The sequence below is a fragment of the Lysobacter sp. P5_B12 genome, assembly GCF_056400425.1.
This window is the reverse complement of record NZ_JBFULG010000004.1, coordinates 229,241-255,600: the sequence shown is the minus strand read 5'-3', so window position 1 is coordinate 255,600 and position 26,360 is coordinate 229,241. Positions and strand designations below refer to the sequence as shown.

Below are 26,360 nucleotides of genomic sequence, written 5' to 3'. Positions count from 1 at the left end.
GAAGCACGGTCGGCGCCGACGATGCGCAGGCGGCAGGCTGGTATCGTCGCGCCATGTCCGACGCCAGTTATTCGCCTCCGTCCGTGCCCGGGCCGTGGTTCGGGTGGCGCCGGCTGCGCGTGGTGGGCCTTGCGGCCTTCATCGTCAGTCTGCCGATGTCGGTCAACTGGACCGCGCCCTACGTGTTGCTGCTGTTGCGGCTGCTCCTGGTCGGGCTCGCTGCGCTGTTCGTCTTCGGCCTGTTCGAACGCTGGCCGCGCCGGTTGCCGGCGTGGTTTCCACGTTGGGGCTTGCAGGTGGCGAGCGTCGCCGTTGTCATGCCGATCGCCGCCGCGCTGTCCTACGCCTTCACCACGCCGCACGACGTGCATTGGTGGTCGGTGAAGTCGCACATGGGCGGCTTCAGCTTCATCGCGTTCATGGGCTTGTTGGTCGCGCCCTGGGTCGCGATGTCGGCCTTGTATCGGCAGATCAGCGGGCAGGCACGCAGCCAGGCGCTGGCCTTCGAACTCGAGCGCAGCCAATACGAACGCAATGCGCTCGACGCACGCTTGCGTTTGCTGCAGGCGCAGGTCGAACCGCATTTCCTGTTCAACACGCTCGCCAACGTGCGCGAGTTGGTGGATGCCGGATCGCCGCAGGCCTCCAGCGTGCTCGGCAGCCTGATCGCCTACCTGCGCGCGGCGGTCCCGCGCCTGCATGAACCGGGGGGAACGGTGGCGCAGGAGCTGGATTTGGTGCGCGCGTATCTCGCGGTGATGCACATGCGCATGCCCGATCGGCTGCAGTGGTCGGTGGATGCCGAGCCGGCCGCGTTGCAAGTCGCGTGTCCGCCGACCAGCGTGCTCACGCTCGTGGAGAATGCGGTGCGCCACGGCATCGATCCTGCGGAGGAGGGCGGTCGCATCGACATCCGTGCCACGCTCCAGCGCGATGCGTGCGTCATCGAGGTCACCGATACCGGCGTCGGCCTGTCTGGCTCGACCCTCGATGGGACGGGCCTGTCGAACCTGCGCGAACGCCTGCAACTCGCCTTCGGCGACGCCGCGCGACTTTCGCTCACGGCCGTGCAACCGCAAGGGACGCGCGCAGAACTATTGTTGCCGACGCAGGCGCCGACGCCATGATTGCCCGCGCACCGACCGCGTTGATCGCGGAGGACGAACCGCTGCTGCGACGCGCGCTCGTGCGTCTGTTGGCGGACGCATGGCCGGAACTCGAAGTCGTGGCGCAGGCGCGCAACGGGCGCGAAGCGGTGGATCGCTTCGAAGCCTTGCAGCCCGACGTGTGTTTCCTCGACGTCCACATGCCCGGCCTGGACGGGATCGATGCCGCGCGTGCGATCGACCGGCGCGCCCACGTCGTGTTCGTCACTGCATACGACCGGTACGCGGTCCAGGCCTTCGAACAGGGCGCGATCGATTACCTCGTCAAACCCGTGGAGCCCGCGCGCCTGGCCGACACGGTCGCGCGTCTGCAGGCGCAGCTCGATACCAACGCGCCGATGGCGGATCTTGCGCCGCTGCTGCAGCACCTGGCGCGCCAGCATTTGCGATGGCTGCGCGCGTCCGTGGGCAACGACGTGCGCCTGATCGCCGTCGAAGACATCGACTATCTGCGCTCCGACGAAAAATACACGCGCGTGGCGTGGCGCGGGGAATCCGGCAAGGGTGGGGAAGCGTTGGTGCGCACGCCCTTGAAGGACCTGCTTGCGCAACTGGATCCGGCGCAGTTCGTCCAGGTGCATCGCGCCGTGGTGGTGAACCTGCGTGCCGTCAGCCACGTGGTGCGCGGAGAGAACGAGACGGCGCGCTTGCACCTGAAGTCGCGTACCGACGTGCTCCCGGTCAGTCGGCGCTATTCCCATCATTTCCGCGCGGGGTGACCCATGGGCCTGCTCGACACACTTGGCGTGCGCGTTCCGATTTTCCAGAGCCCGATGGCGGGCGTCTCCTCGCCCGCGATGGCGGCCGCGGTGTCGGCGGCCGGTGGGCTCGGCGCATTGGGCGTCGGCGCGATGTCCGCGACGCAGGCCACCGAGGCGATCGCCGCCACGCGTGCGCTGCATCGCGGGCCGCTCAACGTCAACGTGTTCGCGCATCGGCCCGCGGTCGCCGATGCTGCGAAGGCGCGCGAATGGCTCGCGCGCCTGGCGCCCGAATTCCAGCGCTTCGACGCACAGCCGCCGCAGGCACTGCGCGAGATCTATACCTCGTTCCGCGTCGACGATGCGATGCTGGCCGCGCTGGTCGAGGCGCGTCCCGAGGTCGTCAGCTTTCATTTCGGCCTGCCCACGGATGCGCAGCGCGATGCGTTGCGTGCCGCGGGCATGGTGCTGATCGCTTCGGCGACGAGCCTCGCGGAAGCGCGCATGATCGAAGCTGCGGGCCTCGATGCCATCGTCGCCCAAGGTTTCGAGGCTGGTGGCCATCGCGGTGTATTCGATCCCGATGCACCCGACGATCGCCTGGGCACGATGGCGTTGGTGCGCGTGCTGGTGCGCGCGACCCAACTTCCCGTCATCGCCGCCGGCGGGCTCATGGACGGCGCCGGCATTCGCGCTGCGCTGGCCCTGGGCGCGTGTGCCGCGCAACTGGGAACGGCCTTCATCGACACCGGCGAATCGCTCGCGAACGCCGGTTATCGCGCGCGCCTGCATTCCGATGCCGCGCACCACACGATCATGACGCGCGCGATCTCTGGTCGCCTCGCGCGTTGCCTTGCGAACGACTTCACGCGGCTTGGCGCGCAGTTGCCTGATGCGGCGATTCCCGACTATCCGATCGCCTACGACGCAGGCAAGGCGCTTGCGCAAGCCGCCGACGCCCACGGGCAATCGGGCTACGGCGCGCAATGGGCCGGGCAGGGCGCGCCGCTCGCGCGTCGCATGTCGACGCGCGCCCTGATGGACGCATTGATCGCCGAACTGCGCTGATCAGCTAATCGCCGCTTTGCCACACGCGCGCCGAATGCAATCGCCTGCGCGGGTGAGCGCGTATCCGCGCGGCGGGCGGCGAAGATGCCGCGAAGGCGTCGTTCCCATTCACAGCGTGAACCAAGGTGCCGTCATGAACCGCATGCTCTTGTCCGCATTCGTCGCACTCGCCGTCTTCGCCGCCACGCCCGCTCGCGCCGCGGAACCCGAGGGGAAGGGCAAGCCCACTGTCGTGCTCGTGCATGGCGCATTCGCCGACGGATCGTCCTGGAACAAGCTCATCCCGCTGCTGCAGGCCAAGGGCCTGCACGTGGTCGCGGTGCAGAATCCGCTGAGTTCGCTGGCCGACGACGTCACCGCGACCAAGCGCGTGCTCGATGCCGAGCAAGGCCCCATCGTGTTGGTCGGACACTCGTGGGGCGGAACGGTCATCACCGAAGCCGGCAACCACGACAAGGTCAAGGCACTCGTCTATGTCGCGGCCTTCGCACCCTCGGAAGGCGAGTCCACCGCCGATGGCGGCAAGGGCTTCCCGCCGCCGCCGGGCCTCGCGCATCCGATCGCGAGTGCGGACGGCTTCCTGACGTTGTCGGCGGACACGGTGGCGAAAGACTTCGCGCAGGACGTCGGTCCACAGGACGCGAACCTCATCGCGGTGACGCAGGGCCCCATCAATTCGAAGGCCTTCGATACGAAGGTGACGAAGGCCGCGTGGTCCACGCGACCGAGCTGGTACATCGTCGCGAAGAACGACCACATGATCCAGCCCGATGCCGAACGCGCCTTCGCCAAGAAGATCAAGGCGACCACGACGGAACTGGATTCCAGCCACGTGCCGATGGTTTCGCAACCCGAGGCCGTCGCGACAGTGGTCCTCGCCGCGGTCGATTCGATCAAGTGAACGCCACCATGCACGAGCAACTGCCGAGCCTGGGCGATCAGCGGCGGCGTCTTCTCCTGGGGACTGCCGCACTCGCGCCGCTGAGTTTCGCGCATGAGACGCGCGCCGCCATGTCGACGGCCAGTGCGACGAAATTCGCGAACATCAAGCAGGTCCGCGCCGGCGTCCTCGACATCGGCTACGCCGAGGACGGACCGAAGGCTGGGCCGCCCGTCGTGCTCCTCCATGGTTGGCCGTACGACATCCACAGCTATGTCGAGGTTGCGCCGCAACTGGCCGCGAAGGGATTCCGCGTGCTGGTGCCGCATTTGCGGGGCTACGGCACGACGCGCTTTCTTTCGACGGACACCATGCGCAACGGGCAGCCGGCTGCGATCGCGCAGGACGTCGTGGACTTCATGGATGCGCTCAAGATCGACAAGGCCGTCTTCGGCGGTTTCGATTGGGGCGCACGCTCCGCGGATATCGTCGCCGCCATCTGGCCCGAACGCGTCAAGTCGCTCGTCGCGGTGAGCGGCTACCTGATCGGCAGCCAGGCCGCGGCGCAGGCACCGCTTCCACCCGAAGCCGAGCTGCAGTGGTGGTATCAGTTCTACTTCGCCACCGATCGCGGGCGTGCCGGATACACGAAGTACACGCACGATTTCGCGAAGCTCATCTGGAAAATCGCCTCGCCGAAGTGGGCGTTCGACGATGCGACCTTCGATCGCAGCGCGCAGTCCTTCGACAACCCGGACCATGTCGACATCGTCGTCCACAATTATCGTTGGCGCCTCGGCCTGGCCCAGGGCGAGCCGAAGTACGACGACATCGAAAAGAAGCTGGCGGGATTCCCCGGCATCGGCGTGCCGACGATCACCCTGGAAGGCGATGCCAACGGCGCGCCGCATCCGCCGCCGGAGAGCTACGCCAAACGCTTCACCGGGAAGTACGCGCACCGCTTGCTCACCGGCGGCATCGGCCACGACCTGCCGCAGGAAGCGCCGCACGAATTCGCCCAGGCGATCATCGATTCGGATCGCCTCTGACGCGCCTCACTTGCGATCGCGCGGACTCCTGCGCCGCGTGCGGCTTTTCTCCGCCAGCGCTTCGTAGTGCTTGCGCAGCTCCTCCATCTCGCTTTCCTCCAGTTCCTCCAGGTCCAGCAGCGTGTTGCTCGCCGAGCGATTGGCGCGCAGCAGTTCGTCGAGCTTGATCTGCATCGCCTCGGTGTCGCGGTTCTGCGTGTTCTGGATCAGGAACACCATCAGGAAGGTGATGATGGTGGTGCCGGTATTGATCACCAGTTGCCAGGTGTCGTTGAAATGGAACATCGGCCCGGTCGCGGCCCATACGACCAGGACGGCCAGTGCGATCACGAAGCACGCCGGCGTGCCGGTGAAGTGCGCGGACTTCTTGGCGAAGCGCGTGAAGAGTTTGTTGCGTTTGGACATGGGGCTGGCTCGCGCGGAATCCGGTGCCGAGCGTGGCACGCCGGGTGAACAGGGCGCGTGGTGGTCGGTCGCGCCCACGGATGAGCCAAAACGGATTGGCCCAACGGGCAATTGCGAGGCCACGATCCCGGCGCGAGGCTTTCCACTCGGCCAATCGTCCTGGAGGGACATGCCATGGCACGCTGGACATCTTCGAAACACGCGATCTGGATCGCCGCGCTGCTGACGTGGCTCGCCCTCGCGCCATCGGCTTTCGCCGCCGATGGCGACAAGTCGACGGTCAAGGGGCTGATCACCGCGATCGACGGCGATACCGTCACCGTGCGCGACAGCAACAACGTCGATCACAAGATCATGTTGACCTCGACCACCGAGATCAAGAAGAAGGAAGGCCTCGCGGCCGTCCGCTTCGAACGCATGCAGAAGACCGCGCTGATGCCGGGCCTGCCGATCGTGGCCGACCTCGTCGCGCAGGGCGACCAACTGCAGGCCACCGCCATTTCGTTCCGTTCCGACGACATGCGCACCGCGCAGCAAGTCCAGGCAGGCGTCGCGCCGACATCGACGAAGGTCGATGCGATGGGCAAGCGCATGGACGACTTCGGCAAATACGAAGCGGTCGCCACGGCCGAAGTGATGTTCGCTTCGGGCAGCACCGCGATCTCGGAAAAGGGCAAGTCGGATTTGATGGCGCTGTCGACCAAGGCCAAGGAAATCCAGAACTACGCCGTCGTGATGCAGGGCTTCACCGATTCGACGGGCGATGCCGCGGCGAACGAACGCCTGAGCAAGCGCCGCGCCGAAGCGGTGGCGAACTACCTGCAGCGTTCCGGTGGCCTGCAACCCGGCCGCGTGACCGCGGGCGACGGCATGGGCGTGGCGCCCGACGCCGGCTCCGGGAACAACGCGAATGCGCGCAAGGTCGTCGTGAAACTGGTCGTCGACAAGGGCGTCAATCCCCAGAAGTGAACCGATCAAGCCCCGCCACCGCGGGGCTTGTTTCGATGACGGGCGCATGGGTTACTCTTTGGCCATGCGTCCGTTGCCGTGCTTGCTGCGCCTGCTCCTGTGCCTCGCCCTGTTGGCGAACGGCACGACGACGGCGTTCGCGAATGTCCGCATGGCCTTGGGCGATGTGGCCACCAGCACGCAACACGCTGCGGCGCCATGCCATGAAGCGACGGCGGCGGCGACGCACGATGCGCCCGCTGCACCCTCGGCATCACACGCCGATTGCTGTCCGCCCGGCGCCTGCATGTGCAGTTGCATCGCGCAGGCCGCGACCCTGCCGATGCCCGGCATCGTGGCGTGGACGCCAGGTTCCGCCGTGTTGTCCGTCGCCGTGCGTGATGCATCACGCGCGAGTCCCTCGCTCCCGAATCTGATCCGACCTCCCATCGGCTAAGCGGTCCATCGGCGTCCGTCGCGACGCCTTTCCCGCCGTGCGCCCGTGCGCACGCCTGTCCGTTTTCCGGAGTGTCGGATGTCTTTCGATCCTTTCGACGCGCCTGCGCAACCCGCGCGGCGCCGTTTCGTGCAAGGCCTCGCGGCCGCCGGCGTGTTCGCCGGCATCGGTGCGTGGCCCTTGCGTGCGTCTTCGGGCGCAATGCGCCAGGCCGCGCTCACCGGCACGCAGTTCGATCTGTCCATCGGCGAATCGCCGGTTAACTTCACCGGCCGCGCGCGCACCGCGGTCACCGTCAACGGTTCGCTTCCCGCGCCGCTGTTGCGGTGGAAGGAAGGCACCACCGTGCACCTGCGCGTGCGCAACGCGTTGCCGCCCGGGTCGATCCATGGCGATCGCACCTCGATCCATTGGCACGGCATCGTGTTGCCCGCGAACATGGATGGCGTGCCGGGCATCAGCTTCGACGGCATCGGCCGCGGGGAGGCTTACGACTATCGCTTCGACGTGCGCCAGGGTGGCACGTACTGGTATCACAGCCACTCGGGCTACCAGGAACAGGCGGGGCTGTACGGACCGCTGATCATCGATCCGCTTGCACCCGAGCCCTTCGCCTGGGACCGCGAACACGTGGTGATGCTGACCGACTGGACCGATCTCGATCCGTCCGCGTTGTTCTCGCGCTTGAAGAAAATGCCGGGCTACGACAATTACCACAAGCGAACGGTCGGCGACTTCCTGCGCGATGCGAAACGCGCCGGCCTGTCGAAGACGCTCGCCGATCGCCGCATGTGGGGTGGGATGCGGATGACGCCGACCGATTTGTCGGACGTCAACGCCAATACCTACACCTACCTGATGAATGGCGCGACGTCGCTGGGCAACTGGACCGGCCTGTTCCGCCACGGCGAGAAGGTGCGGCTGCGTTTCATCAACGGATCATCGATGACGTACTTCGACGTGCGCATCCCCGGGTTGAAGATGACCGTCGTCGCCGCAGACGGGCAATACGTCCATCCGGTGACCGTCGACGAGTTCCGCATCGCGGCGGCGGAAACCTTCGATGTCATCGTCGAACCGGCGGGGCAGGACGCCTTCACGATCTTCGCGCAGGACATGGGCCACACCGGCTTCGTGAGCGGCACGCTCGCCGTGCGCGAGGGCCTGCGCGCGCCGGTGCCTGCGCTGGATCCGCGCGCGATCCTGACGATGGCGGACATGGGGCATGGTCCGATGTCGCATGCAATGCCATCGGACAGCGCGATGTCGCACGAGATGCACGACATGGCTGGCATGCCCGGCATGGACCACGCCGCGATGGGCCACGCGATGCCCGCGCAAACCCATCCCACCAGCGAAACCGGCAATCCCTTCGTCGACATGCAGGCCGCCGCGCCGACGCCGCGCCTGGACGATCCGGGCGTCGGCCTGCGCGACAACGGACGCACCGTTCTGCGCTACGGAATGCTGAAGAGCCTCTTCGACGACCCCGATGGTCGCGAACCCGGCCGCGACATCGAACTGCATCTCACCGGCCACATGGAGCGCTTCGTGTGGGGCTTCGACGGGCGCAAATTCTCCGAAGCCGAACCCTTGCGCATGAACTACGGCGAGCGCCTGCGCATCGTGCTGGTCAATGACACGATGATGACGCACCCCATCCACCTGCATGGCATGTGGAGCGACCTCGAGGACGAAGACGGGGAATTCCACGTGCGCAAGCACACCATCGACATGCCGCCCGGCACGCGCCGCAGCTATCGCGTGCGCGCCGACGCACCCGGCGCATGGGCGTACCACTGCCACCTGTTGTTCCACATGGAAGCCGGGATGATGCGCGAAGTGCGGGTGGAACGATGAAGGCGTTCGTCATCGCCGTCGGGTTGCTCGCGTCGGGTAGTGCGTACGCGCAGCATCACGCGCACGGGGAAACCGCGCACGACAATAGTGTGCAGTCTTACGTGTTGTTCAATCGCCTGGAAGGATTCGACGCGGACCACGGCACGGGCCTGGAATGGGAAGCGCAGGCGTGGATCGGCACCGATACCGACAAGCTGTGGTTGCGCTCGGAAGGCGAACGCATCGATGGGCGCACGGAGGCAGCCGGATTCGAAGCCCTGTACGGCCGACCCATCGCGCGGTGGTGGGATCTGCTGGCCGGCGTGCGCCACGATTTCAAACCGGGCGCTTCGCAGGACTGGGCGGCGCTGGGCGTCGCCGGCGTAGCGCCCTACAAGTTCGAAGTCGAGGCCACCGCGTACCTGGGCCCGTCCGGTCGCACCTCGGCACGCATCGAAGCCGAGTACGACGTGTTGTTCACCAACCGCCTGATCCTGCAGCCTTTGATGGAGGCCAATCTCTACGGAAAGGACGATCCGCAACGCGGCATCGGTTCCGGCTTGTCGACCATCGAAGCGGGGCTGCGTTTGCGATACGAAGTGCATCGGCAATTCGCCCCGTACGTGGGGCTGGTGTACGAACGCGCGTATGGCGACACTGCGGACTTCCGGCGCGCGGCGGGCGAGGGCGCGGGGGATACGCGGCTGGTTGCGGGGGTGCGAGTCTGGTTCTAGTGTGCAGTCCAGTAGTTCTACTGGCCCGCCGCAAAGTGGAATTGCGGTAGTTCCACCGCCCGGTGCCCGCCATTGTGAGGTTCTGCCTCCGGGAGATCCGCGATGTGCTCGTCCTGTGTCGTGCTGTTCCTCCTCGCCGCGCTCGGCTGCGGTGGCGCGCTCGCGCAATCGACCGAAGCGCCAGCGTCCGCCGACGCTGCCTCTGCAATGAAGCGCCCCGGCGATGCAGCCAAGCGTTGGACGATCGATTTCGATCGCTCGGCCAAAAGCGACGGCCAGATCAAGTTCCTGGTCTGGCAGAACGACGAGGACGCGCCGACGGAAGTCGTCGTGCCGGTGCGGCAGGGCCAGACGGAGAACAGCATCGCGCTCGCCACGCGGGATCTGTTTCGCGACAAACTGGGCACGAAGGATTTCGAAACCGACGTCGCCAAGGGCGATGTCTTCGTGCGTGTGAAGCATGGCGAGCGGCGTTTCAGCGTGCAGGTGGGGGAGAACTCGGCGGAGGGCGTGAGGGTCGACCTCTATGCGCGTTGAGACGTGATGGATCCCAAACACATCGTCATCTTCGCCTTCCAGTTGAGCATCATCTGCACGGTGCTGGGCTTCGGGCTGCACACCAAGCGCAACGACCTGCTTTACCTCTGGCGCCGGCCGGGGCTCATGGCGAAGTCCTTGCTGTCGGTGTTGCTGGTGATGCCGATCGTCGCGGTGGTGATGCAGGAGACCTGCAACTTCCCACGCGCGACGGAGCTCGCGCTGGTCGCGCTTTCCCTTTCGCCCTTGCCTCCGCTGTTGCCGACCAAGACCGATCGCGCGGGCGGGGGGCACTCCTACATGGTGGCGCTGCTGGTCACGCTCTCGTTGACCGCCATCGTGGTGATCCCGCTTTCGGGCGCGATCCTGTCGTGGATGTTCCATCGCGAGTTCCACACCTCGTTCGTCGCGATCGCGCGGATCGTCATCACGATGATCCTGGCGCCGTTGCTGGTGGGCTTCGCAATTCGGCGGCGCCTGCCGGAGCTGGCCGAACGCCTCGCGCCCATCGCGGGGTGGATCGCGAAGGTCCTGCTGCCGCTGGCGGTGGTTGCCTTGCTTGCCGCCGCGTGGCGCAGTATCTGGTCCGCCGTCGGCGACGGGTCGATCTTCGCCATCACGCTGTTCGTCGTCATCGGCCTTTGCGTCGGGCATTGGCTGGGCAGGCCCGTGCGCGAGCAATCGGTCGTGCTCGCGCTCGCCAGCGCGTGCCGCCATCCGGCGATCGCGTTGACCATCGCCTCGGCGAATTTCCCGGACATCAAGTTCGTCGGCACCGTGCTGCTCTATGTCCTCGTCTCGACGCTCGTCGGCGTGCCTTACGTGATGTGGCAGCGCCGCGCGGAGTGTCCCCCGTCGCCGTCGCCGCCACCGTTGCCACCGCGCTGACGCTCAGGCGCCGATACCGGACTCGGCGATGCGCTCGTCCTCGTATTCCACGAAGCGATCGAGCTTGAACGTATCCAGGCGGAATTTCTCCGTCGCGGCCGAGAAGGCCATCGTCGCGAGCACGCGTTCGGGCGATTTCGCCCACGGCGCGACGTAACGCGGCCCGACGATCAGCCCGGTTTCGAGGAAGGGCGTCAGCGTGATGACGTCCGCGGTGTTGACGCGCCCGCAGAACAGCATGCGCAGGATGTCGCCGCGGCCTTCGTGCAGCGCCTTGCAGATGAACAGGTGCACCATGATCACGCCTTCCAGGTACGCGCCGTCCTTGGTGAAGCAGACCTTGCCGCGCACGTCGCCGCCGCGGAACACGCGCGCGGCGCTGCGATAGCTTTCCACTTCGGTCTGGCCCGCATCGAGGAAGGTGCGGAAGACCTCCATGAAGTCCGCGCCCTGCAGGGCCTGGCCCACGGCGACGATGCGCAGCGCAACGCGCCGCAGGCGTTGCAGATCGATCGCGCCGGTAATGATCTCCGAATACGTCGCCAGTCCCTCCTGCGTGCGCGTGGTGCGCGGGGAACCCACGCCGAGCGATTTGACGTGCGGCTGGTGCTTGCCGTTGAGCAAGGTGGCCGAGTGGATGAAGGCTTCGTGCTGGACCAGTTGCTCGACATCCAGTTCGGAGAACATCGCGGTCGCGCGCAAGGTGATCTGCTTGCTGCCGGCGGCGGCCTTCGAAGCCAGGTCGGGATTGAGGACGACTTCGACCTTGTCGTCGGTGAAGAACGGATCGATGCGCGCGCGGATGCGTTCCGCGAAGACTTCGGCCGTCATGTCGCAGGGCGTTTCCGGGATCAGGCGCGAATCGATCAAATGATCGGTGGTCGCGAGCATGTCGCGCGCCGCGTCGTCGGAAGTGATGTCTTGCGATTGGTACTTCGTATCCGGCCGGCCATAGAGCAGGGTGGAGCAGCGCGTGAATTCGGGCGTGCCGATGCCGCGCAGCATCTGCGCGGCGACGCGGTAACTCCACGCGGTCTTCCACAACCAGTGGCCGATGGGATGCCCGCGGTCGATGCCGCGCATCAGCGCGTCGAGTTCGTCGACTTCGGCTTCCAGCGCTTGCGGCTGCGTGGGCGGTTGCGGCAGTTCGGGTTGGCCCGCGCGCAGGCGTTCGAGGAAGCGCGTCTCCATTGTCGCGGGCCAGCCGATCGCATCGAGCACGCGGATCTTGCGCCCGACCTTGACGATGGCCGCGTCGGCGGTGAACAGACGATCGAGTAAAGGGTCAGCAAGGATGGCGTTCATTTCATTCTGGTTGCCTCAGCCAGCGATACAGGCCGCCACCGATGACGCCGCCGATGATCGGCACGACCCAGAAGAACCACAGTTGCTGCAGCGGCATGCCGCCGGTGAACAACGCAACGCCCGTCGAGCGCGCGGGATTCACCGAGGTGTTGGTGACCGGAATGCTGATCAGGTGGATGAGCGTGAGCGCCAGGCCGATGGCGAGCGGTGCGAAACCCGCAGGCGCCTTCGGATCGGTGGCGCCCATGATCACCACGAGGAACATGCCGGTCATCACCAGCTCGCAAAGAAGCGCGGCGACCATCGAATAACCGCCCGGCGACATCGTGCCGTAACCGTTGGTCGCGAACGCGCCCGCGGCACTGGTATCGATCATGACATCCGCGCGGCCGTGCACGATCTGCCACAGCACGAAACCGGCGAGCACCGCGCCGAGGGTTTGCGCGACCCAATAAGGAATCAACTCTCTCGCAGGGAACCGACCGCCGGCCCACAGGCCTGCGCTCACGGCCGGATTGAAATGTCCGCCCGAGATATGCCCGAACGCGTATGCGCCGGTGACCACGGTCAGGCCGAAGGCGAAGGAAACCCCAAGCAAACCGATGCCGAGCGGATTGCCGTCGCCGCCGAAGTTTGCCGCGAGCACTGCGCTGCCGCAGCCTCCCAGCACGAGCCAGAAGGTGCCGATGGTTTCGGCGAGCAGTCGCTTGAGCATGGTCGGTCTCCTCAGAACATGATCGTGCCGGTGACCATCACCGGGTTGCCTTCCAATCGATTCTTGACGTCGAACTCGTACAACCAGCGTGCGGAGAACTCGACCTTGCCGGTTTTGTAGGTGGCGATGGGGCCGATCGCGAGCGAATGTCCCTTGAAGCCATCCAGGCGATCGGCGGTCGGCCCGGTGTCGTCTTCCAGCTGCTGGATCCAGCCGCCTGCGCCGCCGAAGCCCCAACCGCTTTTGGTCCTCTTGATCAACAACGCATCCGCGCGGAAAACTGCGCCATTCTGGTAATCGGTCGCGTTGTTTTCGGTGTAGAGGTCGACCGCCGCCAGCGTGGTGAACTCGAGCGTGCCGGCCTGGCCCAGTTGCGTGTAAGCGACGGTGGGAGAAAACGACCAGTTGTTGAGGCTGACGTTGGCGAGTTTGTCGGGGTCGTAAGCGCCTGTCGGTGCGCTGACGTAGAGCGCGAGCGACAGGTGTTTGGCCTGGCTGAAGTGGCGGCTGGCGATCACCGGCACGAAGGTCATGTCGAACAGGCCGCTGTCGCGGTCGTCGGTCGACAGGCCGAGCCGGCCGATGCGCAGGTCCGCACTCACGTCGACCTTCGCGAAGGGCACCGCAACGGCGCTCGCGTAGTTCCAGCGGCCTTCGCCCGTGGGCCAGACATACACGCCGGTGAAGCTGAGCAGGTTGAACTGCGCATCCAGGCCGATCGCCGTGCTGCGGCCGATCGGCGTTTCGCGCTGCCCCCCGATTTGCCCCGAGTAATAGATGTACTCGATGTCGAGGTTGAATCCCGGCGTCGGCGGAACGAGGCCTGCATACGACGTCCCTTGCAAGCCGGTGATGGGCTTGCCGAGGCCACCTTCCGTGGCATGGGCGGGAGCATCGGCAAACGTGCAGGGCAGGGCACAGGCCAGCGCGACGACGAGGGGGAGGGGACGCGCGCTCGAGCGCATGTGCGGTTTTCCGCTGACGACGGGACGCCGCCTATCCTCCGCGTCGCCGCCGCATAGCCCAACCCGACTTCTACGGGACAGGCCTCAGTACTTCTACCGATGACGCGGCGACGGGGAAGCGCACGTCCACGCGCGTGCCGCCGCGCGGGCCTGCGCCGAACTCGATGCGGCCGCGCAAGGAGCGCGTGCGTTCCACCATGCTGATCATGCCCAGGCCACGCCGCGGCGCCGCAGCGCGATCGGCGGGTAGTCCGCGGCCATCGTCCTCCACGCGCAGCAACGCCAGGTTGCCGCCGTCGCGGCGCAGTTCGATGCGCACATGCCGTGCGCCCGCATGTTTCTCGACGTTGTGCAGCGCTTCCTGCGCGATGCGGAACAGATCGAGCTTCTGCGGCTCGGCCAGGTCGAAGGACTCGTCGGTTTCGCAACGCACGTGCAAGTCTTCACGTGAATGGCTCGCGCACAGGCCTTCGAGCGACGCGGCCAGGCTCGTGTAGCGCAGCATGCTCGGGTGCAGTTCGTGCGAGAGGCGGCGGATGTCGTCGGACACGCCGAGCAGGCGATCCTGCAAGCCTTCGATGCGATCGCGGCCCGGTGGATCGGCGTTGCGCTTGAGGCTGCTGAGTTCGATGGAGATCGAAGCCAGCGATTGGTTGACGTCGTCGTGCAGGTCGCGTGCGATGCGGCTGCGTTCGTTCTCCTGCATGTTCATCGCGCGCCGCGCAAGTTGGCTCAGCCGTTCGCCGGAATCGCGCAGGGCCTCGCTGGATTCGCCGCGTTGGTCGCGCAGCGCGGTGAGCAGCAGCAACACGACGGTCGTGCCGATCGACCACCATTGCACGTGCGAGAGCGTCGCGAGCGACACATCGTGCACGAGCGGGCCGATGCCCAGCGAGGTCAACAACAGGCAGCCGAGCCACACCGGCAGCCAGGCCACGCGCGTCCAGGCGGATCCGAGCGTGTGGTCGGACCACAGCAGCAACATGATCGGTGCGAGCAACAACAGCGGGAAGGCTTCGCCGTTGCCGATCGGCGAGATCCACAGCACGACGATCGCAAGCGCGCCGACCAGGATGATCGCCGGCTGCCAACCCCGTGCGTCGCCTTCGTCTTCAACGTGCTCGTTCGCCAGGCGCACCGCGCCGGTGAAGGCGGGCACGACGATCAGGTAGCCGATGCTGCGCGCGAGCATTTCGTGGCTGTCGGTCAACGACATCGGCATCGACATCGTGCCGAGTTGCGCGCCGGCCGCATGCGCCCATGCACCGCCTGCCACGGGAAGAAGCACGCCGCAAATGAGCAGGAACTTGATCGGATCGCAGCCCGTGGGCGAGATGCGCCCGTCGCGCTCGGGATGCAGCCACCACGTGGCGACGACGACGAGCGCGAATTCGCCCATCAACACCACGCAATGCGGCAACAACTCGCGCTCCATCCCCACGCACGCCATCGCGCTGCCGAACAGCGCGGCGCCGAAGACAACCGGCCAACGCGAACCAGGCGTGGCGAGAAGGCCGCACATCAGGATCGCGCCGGGAACCCAGACCGATTGCCCGAGGAAGGACGCCATCCACGGCGTCATGGTCATCGTCTGCCCGAGCGCCCCCGCCGCGGCGACGGCCGCGGGCAGGAGCCACCCCGTGCGTGCGGGTGCCTGGTCCATGCTGAGCCCCAATACGTTTTCAGCTTCGTGTACACCTCGTACACGCGCCGGGCAATGACGGAAGGTCACTGTTCCGACGGATGGATGACCCGTTCGAATACATGAATGCGCGCCTGCCCCTCACGCGGTCTGAACGCATTTCACGCGAGGCTCACCGGACGCGGGGGACCCATCGAAATGTAGGAGGGGGACCAGAAATGGACGCTGCGAATTCGAGCGAACGGGCCCGCGTGCTGTTGGCAGACGACCACGTGCTCGTCGCCCAAGGCGTGGAAATGTTGTTGCTGGAGTGCTTCTGCAACATCCAGATCGTGAGCGACGGAGAGTCGCTCGTCGCGACGGTAAAGCGCGATCCACCCGACGTGGTGGTCTCCGATATCAGCATGGCCGGCATGAGTGGCCTGGAAGCGATGCGCGCGGTGCGCGCGATGGGCATCGAGGTGCCCTTCGTGTTCCTGACGATGCACGCCGATCCCGAACTCGCCGCCGAGGCGATCGAAGGGGGCGCGAGCGCCTACGTCCTGAAATCCTCGGCCGGCGACGAACTGGTGCGCGCGATCTTCGAAGTGCTGGCTGGACGCACTTACGTGACGCCGACGCTCGCCGCACGCACGATCCGCGCCAGCGCGCATCGCGCGCATGGTGCGCCATTGGCCTCGCGGTCCACGCCCGACGCCGCATTGACGCAGAAGCAGCGCGAGATCCTCGAACGCGTCGCGCAAGGCCTGCGTTCCAAGCAGATCGCTTTCGAACTTGGCCTGTCGGTGCGCACGGTCGAGTCGCACAAGTACGCGATCATGCAGGAGTTCGGCGTGCACAGTACCGTCGAACTGGTCCGCAAGGCCGCGCACGCGGGGCTGATCGCGATCGACGCGCCGCCCTGAGCCGTGTACTGATGGGGGGCAGTAGTTTTACCTGCCCGGTTTCAGTCGTTTTCGCGATAGGCGCGGCGCGCGCGCACCGTCACGCTGGGCGGCATGCATGGGGTCGCGCCGAATCGCACGCGGGTGTTGCTGGCCGAAGACAGCCCGGTCGTCGCGCGCCAGTTGCGGACGCTGCTGGCGCAGGACTTCGAGGTCCTGGGCCTGGTGACCGACGGCGATGCCATCCTGCCCGCGCTGAAGGCCTTCCAGCCCGACGTGCTGGTCACCGACATCTCGATGCCCGGCATGGATGGGCTGCAGGCCGCCGAGCTCGCGCTGAAGGCGCATCCGGCCTTGCGCGTGGTCTTCATCACGGTGCACGACGAACCGGCTCTGGTCGAACGCGCGCGTGCGCTTCCGCGCACCGCCTACGTGCTCAAGGCCGATGCCGGCGACGCACTCGCCGCCGCGGTGGATGCGGTGATGGCCGGTCGCTGGTTCGGGTCGGCCTCGCTCAATCGGCACGCGCTGCGGCGGTGACCGGACAGTAGAAATACTGAGACACCCGACCGTGTAAACCCCGTTGTGCGGTCCGTGCGGCAACCCGAAGCTGGGGCCATGGCCCCGGTCGATCCCGCCAAATACAAGACCTCCGACGACATCTCGGTCGAGCTCTCCTCGCGCCGCACCGGCATGAGCTTCCAGCGTACGCGCCTGAGCGCGGACCGCACGCTGATGTCGGTGATCCGCACCTCGCTGTCGCTCATCAGCTTCGGCTTCACGATCTACCAGGTGTTCACGCACTGGCTGGAGAACCCGGGTGCGCCGCTGGCGCGCGAGGCGCCACGCAACTTCGGCATCGCGCTGGTCGCCCTCGGAATCCTCTTGCTGATTGTCGGCATCGTCTATCACGCGCGTTACATGCGGGAATTGCGCCTGGAACGCATGCATATGATTCGCGACGGGCTCATCCACGGGCAGAGTGCGTATCCGATCTCGCCCATCCTGATCTGTGCGGTGGTGCTGCTGTTCCTCGGGCTGATGGCGATCGCCAGCATGGTGTTCGACGTCAAACCCTTCGGTTAGGACACTCCAGGAGAAACGCAATGAAGGCGCTCATTCCATTCGCACTGACCGTGTTTCTCGCCGGTTGCGCATCGACACCGGACGTCACCGTCGACCACGACCCCGCCGCGGACTTCTCGCGCTATCACACGTATTACTGGGCACAGGAGCTGCAGATCAGCAACCCGCTGGCCAAGCAACGCATCCTCGCGGGTATCGATGCGCGCATGGCCGCCAAGGGCTTCACGCGGCAGGAAGGCAGCGGCGACCTCGCCATCGTCGGCAACGTCGCGACCCAGGAGAAGCAGACGCTCGACACGATGTACACGGGCACCGGCATGGGCGGTTGGGGCTATGGGCCGGGATGGGGCTATGGCGGAATGGCCACTTCGACCACGCGCGTGAACACTTACACCGTCGGTACGCTGGTGCTCGACATGTTCGATACGGGGACGAAGAAGGCGGTTTGGCGTGGTGTCGCCAGCGGCACGGTGCCCGATTCGCCGGAGAAGACCGAGACCGCGGTGAACACCGCGCTCGACAAGATGTTCGCCAGCTTCCCGCCGGGCGCGGTCGTCAAGTGAGCGCGCAACCCGCGATGCGCAGCGACGTGAGCGCCGGCATGGTGTGGATCCCCGGATGCACCTTCCGCATGGGATCGGACCATCACTATCCGGAAGAAGCGCCGGCGCATCGCGTGAGCGTGGACGGGTTCTGGATCGATGCATCGCCGGTGACGAATGCGCAATTCCGGGCGTTCGTCGAAGCGACCGGGCACGTCACGCTGGCGGAGATTCCGCCGAAGGCCGAGGACTATCCCGGCGCGTTGCCGGAGATGCTGGTCGCGGCCTCCGTGGTGTTCGTTCCGCCGGCGCATCGCGTGGGCCTGGACGATCACTATCGCTGGTGGCAATTCATCCGCGGCGCCGATTGGCGGCATCCGCTCGGCCCGCATTCGTCGATCGACGGCAAGGACGATCATCCCGTCGTGCACGTGGCCGCGAATGATGTGCAGGCGTATGCGCAATGGGCCGGAAAGCAATTGCCGACCGAAGCGCAATGGGAATGCGCGGCGCGCGGCGGCCTGGACGACGCCGAGTTCGCGTGGGGCGATGAATTCACGCCGCACGGCCTGCATCGCGCGAACACCTGGCAGGGCGAGTTCCCGTGGCAGAACCTCGCGCAGGATGGCTATGTCGGAACCTCGCCCGTCGGCGCATTTCCCGCCAATGGTCATGGCTTGTTCGACATGATCGGCAACGTGTGGGAATGGACGTCGGACTGGTATCGCCCGCGCCATCCCGCCGAAGCGCAGAAAGCCTGCTGCATTCCCGAAAACCCGCGCGGCGGGCCAGTCGAGTCCAGCTTCGATCCCGCGCAACCGCAGTTGCGCATTCCGCGCCGCGTGATGAAAGGCGGCTCGCACCTGTGCGCGCCGAACTACTGCCGTCGCTATCGTCCCGCCGCGCGCATGGCGCAGCCGGTCGATACGTCGACTTCGCACCTCGGCTTCCGCTGCGTGCTGCCTGGCTGAGCGCAGCGCATGGAAGAGATCTTCCGCGAACTCAGCCAGGCCGTCGCGCTCGCGCTGGAAGCGATCTCCGTCCTGATGATCGCCATCGGCGCGGTGGAAGGGATCGTGCGCATCGTCGTGCCGCTCTTGCGCAACCGCGCCACGCAGGGGATGCGGCGCGCGGCCGGGCTGAGCCTGGGCCGGTGGTTGCTGCTGGGGCTGGAATTCATGCTCGCCGCCGACATCGTGCGCACCGCGATCGCGCCGACCTGGGACGACATCGGCAAGCTCGCCGCGATCGCCCTGATCCGCACCTTCCTCAACTTCTTCCTCGAACGCGACCTCGACGCCGCCGCGCGCGAGGGGCAGGCGCAGGCCGTGGAGGCTGGCCAATGAGCACGCAACCGACCTCGAACGAACTCGCCGCGACCCGCACGAGCCTGGCCGACCTGCGCTCGCACCTGGCCAATGAACGAACGCACCTGGCGTACATGCGGACGTGCGTGTCGCTGATCGGTTTCGGGATCACGCTCAATCGTTTCGCGGTGTTCCTGCAACAGAACGACAAGCTCCAGGCAGGCCAGACCTTCGGCGCGATGCACGATACGCAGAACGTGGGCATGGGCATGGTGGTGCTCGGGATCGTGCTCGCGTGCTGGTCCATCTATCGCTACAAGCGCGTGAACAACGACATCCGCAACGCGCGCTTCCGGCCGATGGACCGCGCGGTGGTGACGATGACCCTGGTCTTCCTGCTCATCGGTTGCGTGACCGCGGCCTGGCTGTTCCGTGTCTGATTGGCTGCCGTCGTGGCGCGAGACACCCACGCGGCAGGCGATCGTCGACTTCGTGCTGCGCACGACGCAGGCCGGCGCACAGGACTTCATCGCGCCCGCCGATCGCATCGCGGTGTTCGACAACGACGGCACGCTGTGGTCGGAGCAACCCTTGTACTTCCAGTTCCTGTTCGCGCTGGACCGCGTGCGTGCGCTCGCGGCGGCGCATCCGGAGTGGAAGACCACGACGCCGTTCAAATGGGTCATCGAGAACGATATGAAGTCGCTCGCCGCCGCCGGCGGGAAGGGCCTGATGCCGATCATCGCCGCGACGCACGCCGGCGTGACGACCGAAGCGTTCGCCGACATCGTGCGCGATTGGCTGGCCACCGCGCGGCATCCGGCGACGCATCGCCGTTACGACGCGATGGTGTTCAAGCCGATGCAGGAGTTGATGGCGTATCTCCGGGCGAATGGTTACGGCACGTGGATCGTGTCGGGCGGTGGCCAGGAATTCCTGCGCGCCTGGGTGGAAACCACCTACGGCATTCCGCCGCAACAAGTGATCGGCAGCTATGCGGGCCTGGCGTACGTCCCGGGCGCGCAGCCTGCGATCCTGAAGACCGAGCAACCGGAACTCGTCGACGATCACGCAGGCAAGCCGGTCGGCATCCAGCGCTTCCTGGGGCGTCGGCCCGTGATGGCCTTCGGCAACTCCGACGGCGATTTCGAAATGCTGGAATGGACGACGACAGGCGCGGGCCCGCGCTTCGGCGCGTTGCTGCACCACACCGACGGCGCGCGAGAATTCGCCTACGACCGCACCTCGGTGGTGGGCAAGCTCGCTCGCGGGCTCGACGCAGCAGCGCAGCGCGGCTGGGTGCTGATCGACATGGCGCGCGACTGGGAGGTCGTGTACCCGGACGCGACGTGAGGCGCCGATGATTTCCGACACCTTCTCGTTGTTGCACGGTGGACCGGTGTATCGCGCGATGCACTGGCTCGGCGCGCTGCGCGCCGGCGTGCCGACGAAGTGGCTGGTGCTCGCGCTGATCGTGCTGGTGTCGTTCGTACCGCTGGTGGTACTCGCGGCGATGGACGGGATGTTGCTGCCATCGCCGGATCGCATCGCCCTGTTGGGCGACTACGCGGTGCTCGCGCGATTGCTCGTCGCGCTCCCGATCCTCGTCCTCGGCGCGGGGCCTTGCGACGCCGTCCTGCGCGCGAGCGTGCGGTATATCGGCCGTTCGGGCCTGGTTCCACCGCCGGCGCACGAAGGCTTCGAACGGCTGGTGCGCCAGGGCCACGCCGCCCGCGATTCGGTGGTGCCGGAACTGCTTTGCGCGGCGCTCGCGCTGCTGTCGGCCTTCGGCACCGACGCGCGGTTTTCGCACGTGGTCGGTTTCACGCACTGGGCGACGGACGGTGCATCGCTGTCGAAGGCGGGGGAGTGGTTCGCGGTGGTGTCCGCGCCGATGTTCCGCTTCATCGCGCTGGTGTGGCTCTGGCGCTTCGCGCTGTGGACCTGGTTCCTGTGGCGTTTCGCACGCCTGCGCTTGTCCCTGTTGGCCGCGCATCCCGATGGTGCGGGCGGGCTGGGGTTCCTCGCGCCGACGCAGGCCTGGTTCGCAACCCTGACGCTCGCCTGCAGTTCGATCCTTTGCGGCAACCTCCTGGTGCAGATGGAGTACGCGCACGCATCGCTGCAGTCGGTCCAGTGGGAATTGCTCGGCTGCATCATCGGCAGCGTGCTGATCGTGTTCGGGCCGCTGGTGTTCCTGATGCGGCCGCTGGTGCGTGCGCGCCGCCACGGCATGCACGAGCTCGGGGCGCTGGGGCAGGCGGCTTCGCGCGCGTTCGCCACGCGCTGGGAGAATCCGGATGCGCTGCGCAGCGGCGATGCGCTGCTCGAAAGCCCGAATCCTTCGGCCATCGCCGACTTCACCCAGATGTACACGACCGTGCGGACGATGTCGGTCGTGCCGGTCAACAAGCTGTCGGTGCTCGGCGTGGCGGTGGCCACCGCGCTGCCGATGATCCCGCTGGTGCTGCACGCGGTCTCGATCGACGAGGTGCTGCAGCGGCTGCTTGGCGCGTTGGCTTGAGGGCTGGCCGCCGGCGCGCCGGTGGCCCGTTGTGTTCGAACGTCCAATCGGAGATCCACGCATGTCCAACCACGTCTACAAAGCGGTCGAGCTCACCGGTTCGTCGAAGACCGGCACCGACGATGCCGTGCGCAACGCGATCGAACGCGCCGGCAAGACGATCCGGAGCCTGAAGTGGTTCCAGGTGATCGAGACGCGCGGCCACGTCGAGGACGGCCGCGTCCAGCACTGGCAGGTCACGATCAAGGCCGGGTTCACGCTGGAGGATTGAGCGGACCGGCGCTCGCGCAGATCTCGTAGTGCACGACGGTCGGTTCGAACTCCAGCAGGAAGTCGCGATCTTCCGGGTAGTACTTGGCCTTCGCGATGTCCTCGCCGGCGAAGGCCGCGATGGCTTCGCGCGAAGACCAGTGCGTCATGGTGATGAAGTGCGCGGCGTCGTCTTCGATCCGCCGCAGCAGCCACACGCCCGCGTTGCCGGGAATGCGGCGGTAATCGGGAATCGCGCGTTCCTCGAGGAAGGCCAGGTACGCATCGGCGTGGTGGGCGGCGGTGCGGCCGTGCCACATGCGAACGATCATGGGCGGGGCTCCATGGGGGTCACGCGGCGATTCTGTCACGCCGTGCGCCGGGCGCGCGGAAGATTCCACTGTCCATCAGCGACCGTGCCCGCGAGCGAAAGCTGACCGGCGTCGCACGAGCGCGTTTCGCATTCGCCGTAGGCTGTTGCGAAAGGAGGTCATGGATGACGATCCGTGTATTCGTGGTCGACGACCACGTCATGGTGCGCACCGGAATGTGCTTGATCCTCGGCGAGGCCGGCGTGGACATAGTCGGGCACGCCGGGAGCGGCGAAGACGCGTTGCCGCAATTGCGCAGGATGCGGCCGGACGTGCTGGTGTGCGATGTGCATCTGCCCGGCATCAGCGGGCTGGAGGTCACCGAACGTGTCGTGCGTGGCGGCTACGGCACGCGCGTGATCGTCGTGTCGTCTCAACACCAGGGGCCGCTGCCGCGGCGTGCGATGGAAGCGGGTGCGTCGGCCTACGTGGGCAAGAGCCATGATTCGGCCGAGCTGCTGCGTGCGTTGCGGGATGTCGCGCACGGGCAACGCTATCTGGCGACCGGCATCGCACAGCAGATGGCGCTGGCGGGCATCGATGGTGCGGGCGGCTGTCCGTTCGACGCACTCTCGCCGCGCGAACTGGAAGTCGCGTTGTTGCTCGTGCGCGGCTTGCGCCAGGAAGACATCGCGCGGCGCCTGAGCCTGAGCGCGAAGACGATCAACACGCACAAGTCGCGCTTGTTCGAAAAGCTGGGGATCCGCGATCCGATCGCGCTGGCGCGGATGGTGAGCCGCTACGGGATGTGCGATCCGGCCTTGGCCTGGTAGTCCGCTCAGCTCCCTCCCCTGCAAGCAGGGGAGGGCCGCGGAGGATTAAGCGTTCCGCTGCTCGTGCTTGGCGTCTTCCGCGGCGTCGGCGGCGGCCTGCGCGGGGTCGGCGGCAGGCATCGCGTCGAACAGGCCCGGTGCCGGGCGCACGTCGGCGACGGTGTCGTCCTGCACGTCGCGTTGCGCGTCGTGATGCACGACGACGGGCGTTTCTTCAGCTTGCGCTTCGGAGGCCGGTTGCGCTTCAACGACGGGAGCCTGCTGCGGGGCCGGCGCGGCTTCGACCGGTTCGGCTTCGGCTTGCGTGGGCGGGGCGTCGGCGACGCTTTCGTTCGCGATCGGTGCATCGGTCCAGGCGCCCGGCGTCGAAGCCGATGCGTCGTCCCATGCGGTGGCCGCGGATTCGACGTTGGTTTCGGCCTGCGACGTCCGCTCGACGTCGTGTTCCACCGGCGCCTGTGCGAACTGCGCGTCGTGCGCGGCGGCCTGCTGCGGCGCGGCGGCGGCTTCGGCGGGCTGCGTCGCGACGGGGGCCGGCGCGAAGTCGTCCTCGAAGTCGAACTCCGGCTGCGAACGATGCTGTGCGACGACTTCGCCGCTGTCGGCGTCATCGTGCATCGCGCCCTGCGCGTCGGCTTCGCTCCCGGCTTCGCCCTCGGCGCCACCCTGGCCGCGACGACGGCGGCGGCCACCGCGACGGCCGCGACGGCGGCGTCCGCCGGCTTCACCCGCGTCGGCGTGCGCGTCGTGCGGATGCTCGGCGCCTTCGACCATCGGCTGCTGCGCGACGGCGTCCTGCGTGACGTCGGTGGTCTGCGTGGAAGCGGCGAGGGCGACGGCGGCCTCGGCGGCAGGCGCGGTGCCCGGCGCGACGGCGGTCACTGCAGGCGCGATCGGTGCGGGCTTGGCTTCGGTTGCCTTCGCTGCTGCATCGGCGGCGGCCTGCTGTTCGCGTAGCCGCTGCTTCTCTGCATTGCGCGCGAGTTGTTCGGCGCGTTGCTGCTCGGCACGTTGCTGTTGTTCGATGCGCTGCTGTTCGCGCTGGGCGTCGTCGCGCGGCGGCTTGGGCTGCTTCTGCTGCTTGGGCTGCTGCGGTTGCTGGCCCTTCTGCTGCTGCGCCTGCTGCGGCCCCTTTTGCTGGCCGGGCTTCTGGTCGCGGCGGTTTTCATCGCGGCGGCCTTCCTCACGGCGGTTGTCGCGGCCGCCCTGCGGGGTGCGGCCACGGCCGTCGCGTGCATCGCGGCGGCCATCGCGCGCGTTGCGGCCACGCTCCTCCTGCGAACGCGCGGTCGGGGCGGGCGCTGCGGCGACGGGTTCACCGCCGCCGAACAGGCGCTTGAAGAAGCCGCCGATGCCGCCGGCCGGACGGGCCACCGGTGCGACGGCGACGGGCGCCGGCGCGGCCACGGGTTCTTCGCGCGGTTCCTCGCGCACGGGCGCGGGCTGCGCGGGACGCACGTTGGTGACGGCCGGCAGGTTCGGGATGTTGAGGTGCGCCTTGGTCAGCGCGTGCGTGGCCAGCTTGCGCGGGGTGCCACGCATGTAGCTCGGCTTGTTGCTCTCTTCGCCGATCTCGTTCTCGCGGATGCGCGTGACTTCGTAATGCGGCGTCTCGAGCTGGTCGTCGGCGACGATCACGATCGGCGCGTCGTGGCGCTGTTCGATCTCGCCCAGGGCGCGGCGCTTTTCGTTGAGCAGGTAGTTGCCGATCTGCGTCGGCACCTGCACGAGCACCTGCCCGGTGTTTTCCTTCATCGCGTGTTCTTCGGCGATGCGCAGGATCGACAGCGACAGCGACTCGACGCTGCGCATGCGGCCGTGGCCTTCGCAACGCGGGCAGACCAGCTGGCTGGATTCGCCCAGGCTCGGGCGCAGGCGCTGGCGCGACATCTCGAGCAGGCCGAAGCGCGAGATGCGGCCGAGCTGGACGCGCGCACGGTCGTACTTGAGCGAATGCTGCAGCTTGTTCTCGACCTCGCGCTGGTGCTTGTTCGACGCCATGTCGATGAAGTCGATGACCACCAGGCCGCCGAGGTCGCGCAGGCGCAACTGGCGCGCCACTTCCTCGGCCGCTTCCAGGTTGGTCTGGAACGCGGTTTCCTCGATGTCGCCGCCCTTGGTGGCGCGCGCGGAGTTCACGTCGACCGCGGTCAGGGCTTCGGTCTGGTCGATCACCAGCGCGCCGCCGGAGGGCAGGCGCACGGTGCGTTCGTACGCGTTCTCGATCTGCGATTCGATCTGGAAGCGGTTGAAGAGCGGGGTGTCGTCGGTGTAGTGCTTGAGCTTGCGCAGGTTGTGCGGCATCACCTGCTGCACGAACTCGCGGGCTTCCTCGAACATCTCCGGCGTATCGACGAGGATCTCGCCGATGTCGGCGCGCATGTAGTCGCGCAGGGCGCGGATGATCAGGCGCGATTCCTGGTAGATCAGGAAGGGGCTGGGCTTGGTGAGCGCGGCTTCGGCGATCGCCTTCCACACCTGGAGCAGGTAATCCAGGTCCCACTGCAGTTCTTCGGCATCGCGGCCCACGCCGGCGGTGCGGATGATCACGCCCATGTCGTCCGGGATCTGCAGCTTGTCCATCGCCTCCTTGAGGGCGGCGCGGTCGTCGCCCTCGATGCGGCGCGAAACGCCGCCGGCGGTGGGCGAGTTGGGCATCAGCACCATGTAGCGGCCGGCGAGCGAGATGAACGTCGTCAGCGCCGCGCCCTTGTTGCCGCGTTCTTCCTTGTCGACCTGGACGACGATTTCCTGGCCTTCGCGCAACAGCTCGCGCAGGCCGGCCTTGTTGTGGTCGACGCCTTGCTGGAAATAGTCGCGGGAGATTTCCTTCAGCGGAAGGAAACCGTGGCGGTCGGCGCCGTACTCGACGAAGGCCGCTTCGAGGGAGGGCTCAAGGCGCGTGATGCGCCCCTTGTAGATGTTGGACTTCTTCTGTTCCTTCGACGGCTGTTCGATGTCGATGTCGTACAGGGTCTGGCCGTCGACGATGGCCACGCGCAGTTCTTCGGCCTGCGTGGCGTTGATGAGCATTCGCTTCATTTGCGTTCCTCGCGCGCTGTCGCACGCGGAACGCCGTGGGCGTTCGCCTCTGGATACCGCGGCGCCATCGGCGCGCCATGCAGGCGCATCGTTGTCGCTTCTTGTATGCCAGCGCTACGACACCTCGGCGAACCGCGGGAGCGCTTGTACTTCCAATCCAATTTGCGGGCCGGCGACGCATGGCGGGGGAGCCTTGGGTCGCGCGGGTCGTGTGAGCGCCGATGTCTGACGCATCGGGCGATGGCCGGGCCTGCCGACGAGCCGCTAACATGGCCGCCCCGGG

28 protein-coding genes and 1 pseudogene are annotated in these 26,360 nt (G+C 66.9%); 22 read left to right on the top strand and 7 right to left on the bottom strand.

Annotated features, from left to right (window positions below; all coding sequences use genetic code 11):
• Nucleotides 1-53 precede the first annotated feature (53 nt).
• The 5 genes from AC1DOM_RS08990 (at nucleotide 54) to AC1DOM_RS08970 (ending at nucleotide 4,864) form a co-directional block, all read left to right on the top strand.
• Nucleotides 54-1,127: a sensor histidine kinase gene (locus AC1DOM_RS08990; protein ID WP_498962375.1), complete on the top strand. Its 1,074-nt coding sequence runs from the start codon at nucleotides 54-56 to the stop codon at nucleotides 1,125-1,127.
• On the top strand, nucleotides 1,124-1,885 hold the full coding sequence (locus AC1DOM_RS08985; protein ID WP_498962373.1) for a LytR/AlgR family response regulator transcription factor: 762 nt from the start codon (nucleotides 1,124-1,126) through the stop codon (nucleotides 1,883-1,885). The genes AC1DOM_RS08990 and AC1DOM_RS08985 overlap by 4 nt, the downstream gene beginning before the upstream one ends.
• Before the next feature lie 3 nt (nucleotides 1,886-1,888).
• The gene (locus tag AC1DOM_RS08980) at nucleotides 1,889-2,935 is read left to right on the top strand and encodes an NAD(P)H-dependent flavin oxidoreductase (protein ID WP_498962371.1); all 1,047 of its coding nucleotides are present in this window, start codon (nucleotides 1,889-1,891) and stop codon (nucleotides 2,933-2,935) included.
• Between the two features lie 133 nt (nucleotides 2,936-3,068).
• Nucleotides 3,069-3,836, top strand: a complete 768-nt coding sequence (locus tag AC1DOM_RS08975; protein ID WP_498962369.1) for an alpha/beta fold hydrolase — start codon at nucleotides 3,069-3,071, stop codon at nucleotides 3,834-3,836.
• Complete coding sequence (locus AC1DOM_RS08970; protein WP_498962367.1) at nucleotides 3,833-4,864, top strand: alpha/beta fold hydrolase; 1,032 nt, start codon at nucleotides 3,833-3,835, stop codon at nucleotides 4,862-4,864. Before AC1DOM_RS08975 ends, AC1DOM_RS08970 begins: the two co-directional genes overlap by 4 nt.
• A gap of 6 nt (nucleotides 4,865-4,870) precedes the next feature.
• Here AC1DOM_RS08970 and AC1DOM_RS08965 read toward each other — a convergent pair whose 3' ends face one another.
• A complete protein-coding gene (locus tag AC1DOM_RS08965; RefSeq protein ID WP_498962365.1) occupies nucleotides 4,871-5,269 on the bottom strand; it encodes a low affinity iron permease family protein in 399 nt (132 codons plus the stop codon).
• Between the two features lie 174 nt (nucleotides 5,270-5,443).
• On the opposite strand from AC1DOM_RS08965, the gene AC1DOM_RS08960 reads away from it, so the two are divergent.
• From AC1DOM_RS08960 to AC1DOM_RS08935, 6 genes and pseudogenes are all read left to right on the top strand, one after another.
• Nucleotides 5,444-6,238 (top strand): OmpA family protein, encoded by a 795-nt coding sequence (locus tag AC1DOM_RS08960; RefSeq protein ID WP_498962364.1) that lies wholly within the window; start codon nucleotides 5,444-5,446, stop codon nucleotides 6,236-6,238.
• A gap of 46 nt (nucleotides 6,239-6,284) precedes the next feature.
• Complete coding sequence (locus AC1DOM_RS08955; protein WP_498962362.1) at nucleotides 6,285-6,674, top strand: CopL family metal-binding regulatory protein; 390 nt, start codon at nucleotides 6,285-6,287, stop codon at nucleotides 6,672-6,674.
• Nucleotides 6,675-6,752: 78 nt separating this feature from the next.
• Nucleotides 6,753-8,534 carry a copper resistance system multicopper oxidase gene (locus tag AC1DOM_RS08950; protein WP_498962360.1) on the top strand — a complete coding sequence of 594 codons (1,782 nt, stop codon included), beginning with the start codon at nucleotides 6,753-6,755 and terminating at the stop codon, nucleotides 8,532-8,534.
• Nucleotides 8,535-8,572: 38 nt separating this feature from the next.
• Nucleotides 8,573-9,247, top strand: a pseudogene (locus tag AC1DOM_RS08945) (copper resistance protein B); the annotation flags it as partial.
• A 102-nt stretch (nucleotides 9,248-9,349) separates the two neighbouring features.
• Nucleotides 9,350-9,784 carry a hypothetical protein gene (locus AC1DOM_RS08940; protein ID WP_498962358.1) on the top strand — a complete coding sequence of 145 codons (435 nt, stop codon included), beginning with the start codon at nucleotides 9,350-9,352 and terminating at the stop codon, nucleotides 9,782-9,784.
• Between the two features lie 6 nt (nucleotides 9,785-9,790).
• Nucleotides 9,791-10,672 carry a bile acid:sodium symporter family protein gene (locus AC1DOM_RS08935; protein ID WP_498962356.1) on the top strand — a complete coding sequence of 294 codons (882 nt, stop codon included), beginning with the start codon at nucleotides 9,791-9,793 and terminating at the stop codon, nucleotides 10,670-10,672.
• A 3-nt stretch (nucleotides 10,673-10,675) separates the two neighbouring features.
• On the opposite strand, the gene AC1DOM_RS08930 is transcribed toward AC1DOM_RS08935, so the two are convergent.
• The 4 genes from AC1DOM_RS08930 to AC1DOM_RS08915 form a co-directional block, all read right to left on the bottom strand.
• Nucleotides 10,676-11,977 (bottom strand): peptidase MATCAP family protein, encoded by a 1,302-nt coding sequence (locus tag AC1DOM_RS08930; protein WP_498962354.1) that lies wholly within the window; start codon nucleotides 11,975-11,977, stop codon nucleotides 10,676-10,678.
• Nucleotide 11,978: 1 nt separating this feature from the next.
• Nucleotides 11,979-12,692, bottom strand: coding sequence for an aquaporin Z (aqpZ, locus tag AC1DOM_RS08925; RefSeq protein ID WP_498962352.1), 714 nt, complete (start codon nucleotides 12,690-12,692; stop codon nucleotides 11,979-11,981).
• Nucleotides 12,693-12,703: 11 nt separating this feature from the next.
• On the bottom strand, nucleotides 12,704-13,657 hold the full coding sequence (locus tag AC1DOM_RS08920) for a SphA family protein (protein ID WP_498962350.1): 954 nt from the start codon (nucleotides 13,655-13,657) through the stop codon (nucleotides 12,704-12,706).
• A gap of 70 nt (nucleotides 13,658-13,727) precedes the next feature.
• The gene (locus AC1DOM_RS08915; protein ID WP_498962348.1) at nucleotides 13,728-15,320 is read right to left on the bottom strand and encodes a sensor histidine kinase; all 1,593 of its coding nucleotides are present in this window, start codon (nucleotides 15,318-15,320) and stop codon (nucleotides 13,728-13,730) included.
• A gap of 197 nt (nucleotides 15,321-15,517) precedes the next feature.
• Between AC1DOM_RS08915 and AC1DOM_RS08910 the strand changes: the two genes are divergently transcribed.
• The 10 genes from AC1DOM_RS08910 (at nucleotide 15,518) to AC1DOM_RS08865 (ending at nucleotide 21,913) form a co-directional block, all read left to right on the top strand.
• Complete coding sequence (locus AC1DOM_RS08910) at nucleotides 15,518-16,204, top strand: response regulator transcription factor (protein WP_498962346.1); 687 nt, start codon at nucleotides 15,518-15,520, stop codon at nucleotides 16,202-16,204.
• 93 nt (nucleotides 16,205-16,297) lie between these two features.
• Nucleotides 16,298-16,723: a response regulator transcription factor gene (locus AC1DOM_RS08905; protein WP_498962344.1), complete on the top strand. Its 426-nt coding sequence runs from the start codon at nucleotides 16,298-16,300 to the stop codon at nucleotides 16,721-16,723.
• 78 nt (nucleotides 16,724-16,801) lie between these two features.
• Nucleotides 16,802-17,269, top strand: coding sequence for a YidH family protein (locus tag AC1DOM_RS08900; protein WP_498962342.1), 468 nt, complete (start codon nucleotides 16,802-16,804; stop codon nucleotides 17,267-17,269).
• Between the two features lie 20 nt (nucleotides 17,270-17,289).
• Nucleotides 17,290-17,832 (top strand): DUF4136 domain-containing protein, encoded by a 543-nt coding sequence (locus AC1DOM_RS08895; RefSeq protein ID WP_498962340.1) that lies wholly within the window; start codon nucleotides 17,290-17,292, stop codon nucleotides 17,830-17,832.
• The gene (locus AC1DOM_RS08890; protein WP_498962338.1) at nucleotides 17,829-18,782 is read left to right on the top strand and encodes a formylglycine-generating enzyme family protein; all 954 of its coding nucleotides are present in this window, start codon (nucleotides 17,829-17,831) and stop codon (nucleotides 18,780-18,782) included. Before AC1DOM_RS08895 ends, AC1DOM_RS08890 begins: the two co-directional genes overlap by 4 nt.
• 9 nt (nucleotides 18,783-18,791) lie before the next feature.
• Nucleotides 18,792-19,157, top strand: coding sequence for a DUF1622 domain-containing protein (locus AC1DOM_RS08885; RefSeq protein ID WP_498962336.1), 366 nt, complete (start codon nucleotides 18,792-18,794; stop codon nucleotides 19,155-19,157).
• Nucleotides 19,154-19,558 (top strand): YidH family protein, encoded by a 405-nt coding sequence (locus tag AC1DOM_RS08880; RefSeq protein ID WP_498962334.1) that lies wholly within the window; start codon nucleotides 19,154-19,156, stop codon nucleotides 19,556-19,558. The genes AC1DOM_RS08885 and AC1DOM_RS08880 overlap by 4 nt, the downstream gene beginning before the upstream one ends.
• Nucleotides 19,551-20,471, top strand: coding sequence for an HAD family hydrolase (locus tag AC1DOM_RS08875; protein ID WP_498962332.1), 921 nt, complete (start codon nucleotides 19,551-19,553; stop codon nucleotides 20,469-20,471). Before AC1DOM_RS08880 ends, AC1DOM_RS08875 begins: the two co-directional genes overlap by 8 nt.
• A gap of 7 nt (nucleotides 20,472-20,478) precedes the next feature.
• Nucleotides 20,479-21,642, top strand: coding sequence for a hypothetical protein (locus AC1DOM_RS08870; protein WP_498962329.1), 1,164 nt, complete (start codon nucleotides 20,479-20,481; stop codon nucleotides 21,640-21,642).
• Between the two features lie 61 nt (nucleotides 21,643-21,703).
• Nucleotides 21,704-21,913, top strand: coding sequence for a dodecin (locus tag AC1DOM_RS08865; protein ID WP_498962327.1), 210 nt, complete (start codon nucleotides 21,704-21,706; stop codon nucleotides 21,911-21,913).
• Here the strand turns inward: AC1DOM_RS08865 and AC1DOM_RS08860 are convergent.
• On the bottom strand, nucleotides 21,897-22,223 hold the full coding sequence (locus AC1DOM_RS08860) for an antibiotic biosynthesis monooxygenase family protein (RefSeq protein ID WP_498962325.1): 327 nt from the start codon (nucleotides 22,221-22,223) through the stop codon (nucleotides 21,897-21,899). The two genes, AC1DOM_RS08865 and AC1DOM_RS08860, sit on opposite strands and share 17 nt — an antisense overlap.
• A gap of 164 nt (nucleotides 22,224-22,387) precedes the next feature.
• Between AC1DOM_RS08860 and AC1DOM_RS08855 the strand changes: the two genes are divergently transcribed.
• Nucleotides 22,388-23,035 carry a response regulator gene (locus AC1DOM_RS08855; RefSeq protein WP_498962323.1) on the top strand — a complete coding sequence of 216 codons (648 nt, stop codon included), beginning with the start codon at nucleotides 22,388-22,390 and terminating at the stop codon, nucleotides 23,033-23,035.
• Nucleotides 23,036-23,080: 45 nt separating this feature from the next.
• Here AC1DOM_RS08855 and rne read toward each other — a convergent pair whose 3' ends face one another.
• Nucleotides 23,081-26,077: a ribonuclease E gene (gene rne / locus AC1DOM_RS08850; RefSeq protein ID WP_498962321.1), complete on the bottom strand. Its 2,997-nt coding sequence runs from the start codon at nucleotides 26,075-26,077 to the stop codon at nucleotides 23,081-23,083.
• Between the last annotated feature and the right edge of the window lie 283 nt (nucleotides 26,078-26,360).

Coding starts and splice junctions, on each gene's coding strand:
- AC1DOM_RS08990 (WP_498962375.1), top strand. CDS start 54: ATGTCCGACGCCAGTTATTCGCCTCCGTCCGTGCCCGGGCCGTGGTTC.
- AC1DOM_RS08985 (WP_498962373.1), top strand. CDS start 1,124: ATGATTGCCCGCGCACCGACCGCGTTGATCGCGGAGGACGAACCGCTG.
- AC1DOM_RS08980 (WP_498962371.1), top strand. CDS start 1,889: ATGGGCCTGCTCGACACACTTGGCGTGCGCGTTCCGATTTTCCAGAGC.
- AC1DOM_RS08975 (WP_498962369.1), top strand. CDS start 3,069: ATGAACCGCATGCTCTTGTCCGCATTCGTCGCACTCGCCGTCTTCGCC.
- AC1DOM_RS08965 (WP_498962365.1), bottom strand. CDS start 5,269: ATGTCCAAACGCAACAAACTCTTCACGCGCTTCGCCAAGAAGTCCGCG.
- AC1DOM_RS08960 (WP_498962364.1), top strand. CDS start 5,444: ATGGCACGCTGGACATCTTCGAAACACGCGATCTGGATCGCCGCGCTG.
- AC1DOM_RS08955 (WP_498962362.1), top strand. CDS start 6,285: ATGGGTTACTCTTTGGCCATGCGTCCGTTGCCGTGCTTGCTGCGCCTG.
- AC1DOM_RS08950 (WP_498962360.1), top strand. CDS start 6,753: ATGTCTTTCGATCCTTTCGACGCGCCTGCGCAACCCGCGCGGCGCCGT.
- AC1DOM_RS08940 (WP_498962358.1), top strand. CDS start 9,350: ATGTGCTCGTCCTGTGTCGTGCTGTTCCTCCTCGCCGCGCTCGGCTGC.
- AC1DOM_RS08935 (WP_498962356.1), top strand. CDS start 9,791: ATGGATCCCAAACACATCGTCATCTTCGCCTTCCAGTTGAGCATCATC.
- AC1DOM_RS08930 (WP_498962354.1), bottom strand. CDS start 11,977: ATGAACGCCATCCTTGCTGACCCTTTACTCGATCGTCTGTTCACCGCC.
- aqpZ (WP_498962352.1), bottom strand. CDS start 12,692: ATGCTCAAGCGACTGCTCGCCGAAACCATCGGCACCTTCTGGCTCGTG.
- AC1DOM_RS08920 (WP_498962350.1), bottom strand. CDS start 13,657: ATGCGCTCGAGCGCGCGTCCCCTCCCCCTCGTCGTCGCGCTGGCCTGT.
- AC1DOM_RS08915 (WP_498962348.1), bottom strand. CDS start 15,320: ATGGACCAGGCACCCGCACGCACGGGGTGGCTCCTGCCCGCGGCCGTC.
- AC1DOM_RS08910 (WP_498962346.1), top strand. CDS start 15,518: ATGGACGCTGCGAATTCGAGCGAACGGGCCCGCGTGCTGTTGGCAGAC.
- AC1DOM_RS08905 (WP_498962344.1), top strand. CDS start 16,298: ATGCATGGGGTCGCGCCGAATCGCACGCGGGTGTTGCTGGCCGAAGAC.
- AC1DOM_RS08900 (WP_498962342.1), top strand. CDS start 16,802: ATGGCCCCGGTCGATCCCGCCAAATACAAGACCTCCGACGACATCTCG.
- AC1DOM_RS08895 (WP_498962340.1), top strand. CDS start 17,290: ATGAAGGCGCTCATTCCATTCGCACTGACCGTGTTTCTCGCCGGTTGC.
- AC1DOM_RS08885 (WP_498962336.1), top strand. CDS start 18,792: ATGGAAGAGATCTTCCGCGAACTCAGCCAGGCCGTCGCGCTCGCGCTG.
- AC1DOM_RS08880 (WP_498962334.1), top strand. CDS start 19,154: ATGAGCACGCAACCGACCTCGAACGAACTCGCCGCGACCCGCACGAGC.
- AC1DOM_RS08870 (WP_498962329.1), top strand. CDS start 20,479: ATGATTTCCGACACCTTCTCGTTGTTGCACGGTGGACCGGTGTATCGC.
- AC1DOM_RS08865 (WP_498962327.1), top strand. CDS start 21,704: ATGTCCAACCACGTCTACAAAGCGGTCGAGCTCACCGGTTCGTCGAAG.
- AC1DOM_RS08860 (WP_498962325.1), bottom strand. CDS start 22,223: ATGATCGTTCGCATGTGGCACGGCCGCACCGCCGCCCACCACGCCGAT.
- AC1DOM_RS08855 (WP_498962323.1), top strand. CDS start 22,388: ATGACGATCCGTGTATTCGTGGTCGACGACCACGTCATGGTGCGCACC.
- rne (WP_498962321.1), bottom strand. CDS start 26,077: ATGAAGCGAATGCTCATCAACGCCACGCAGGCCGAAGAACTGCGCGTG.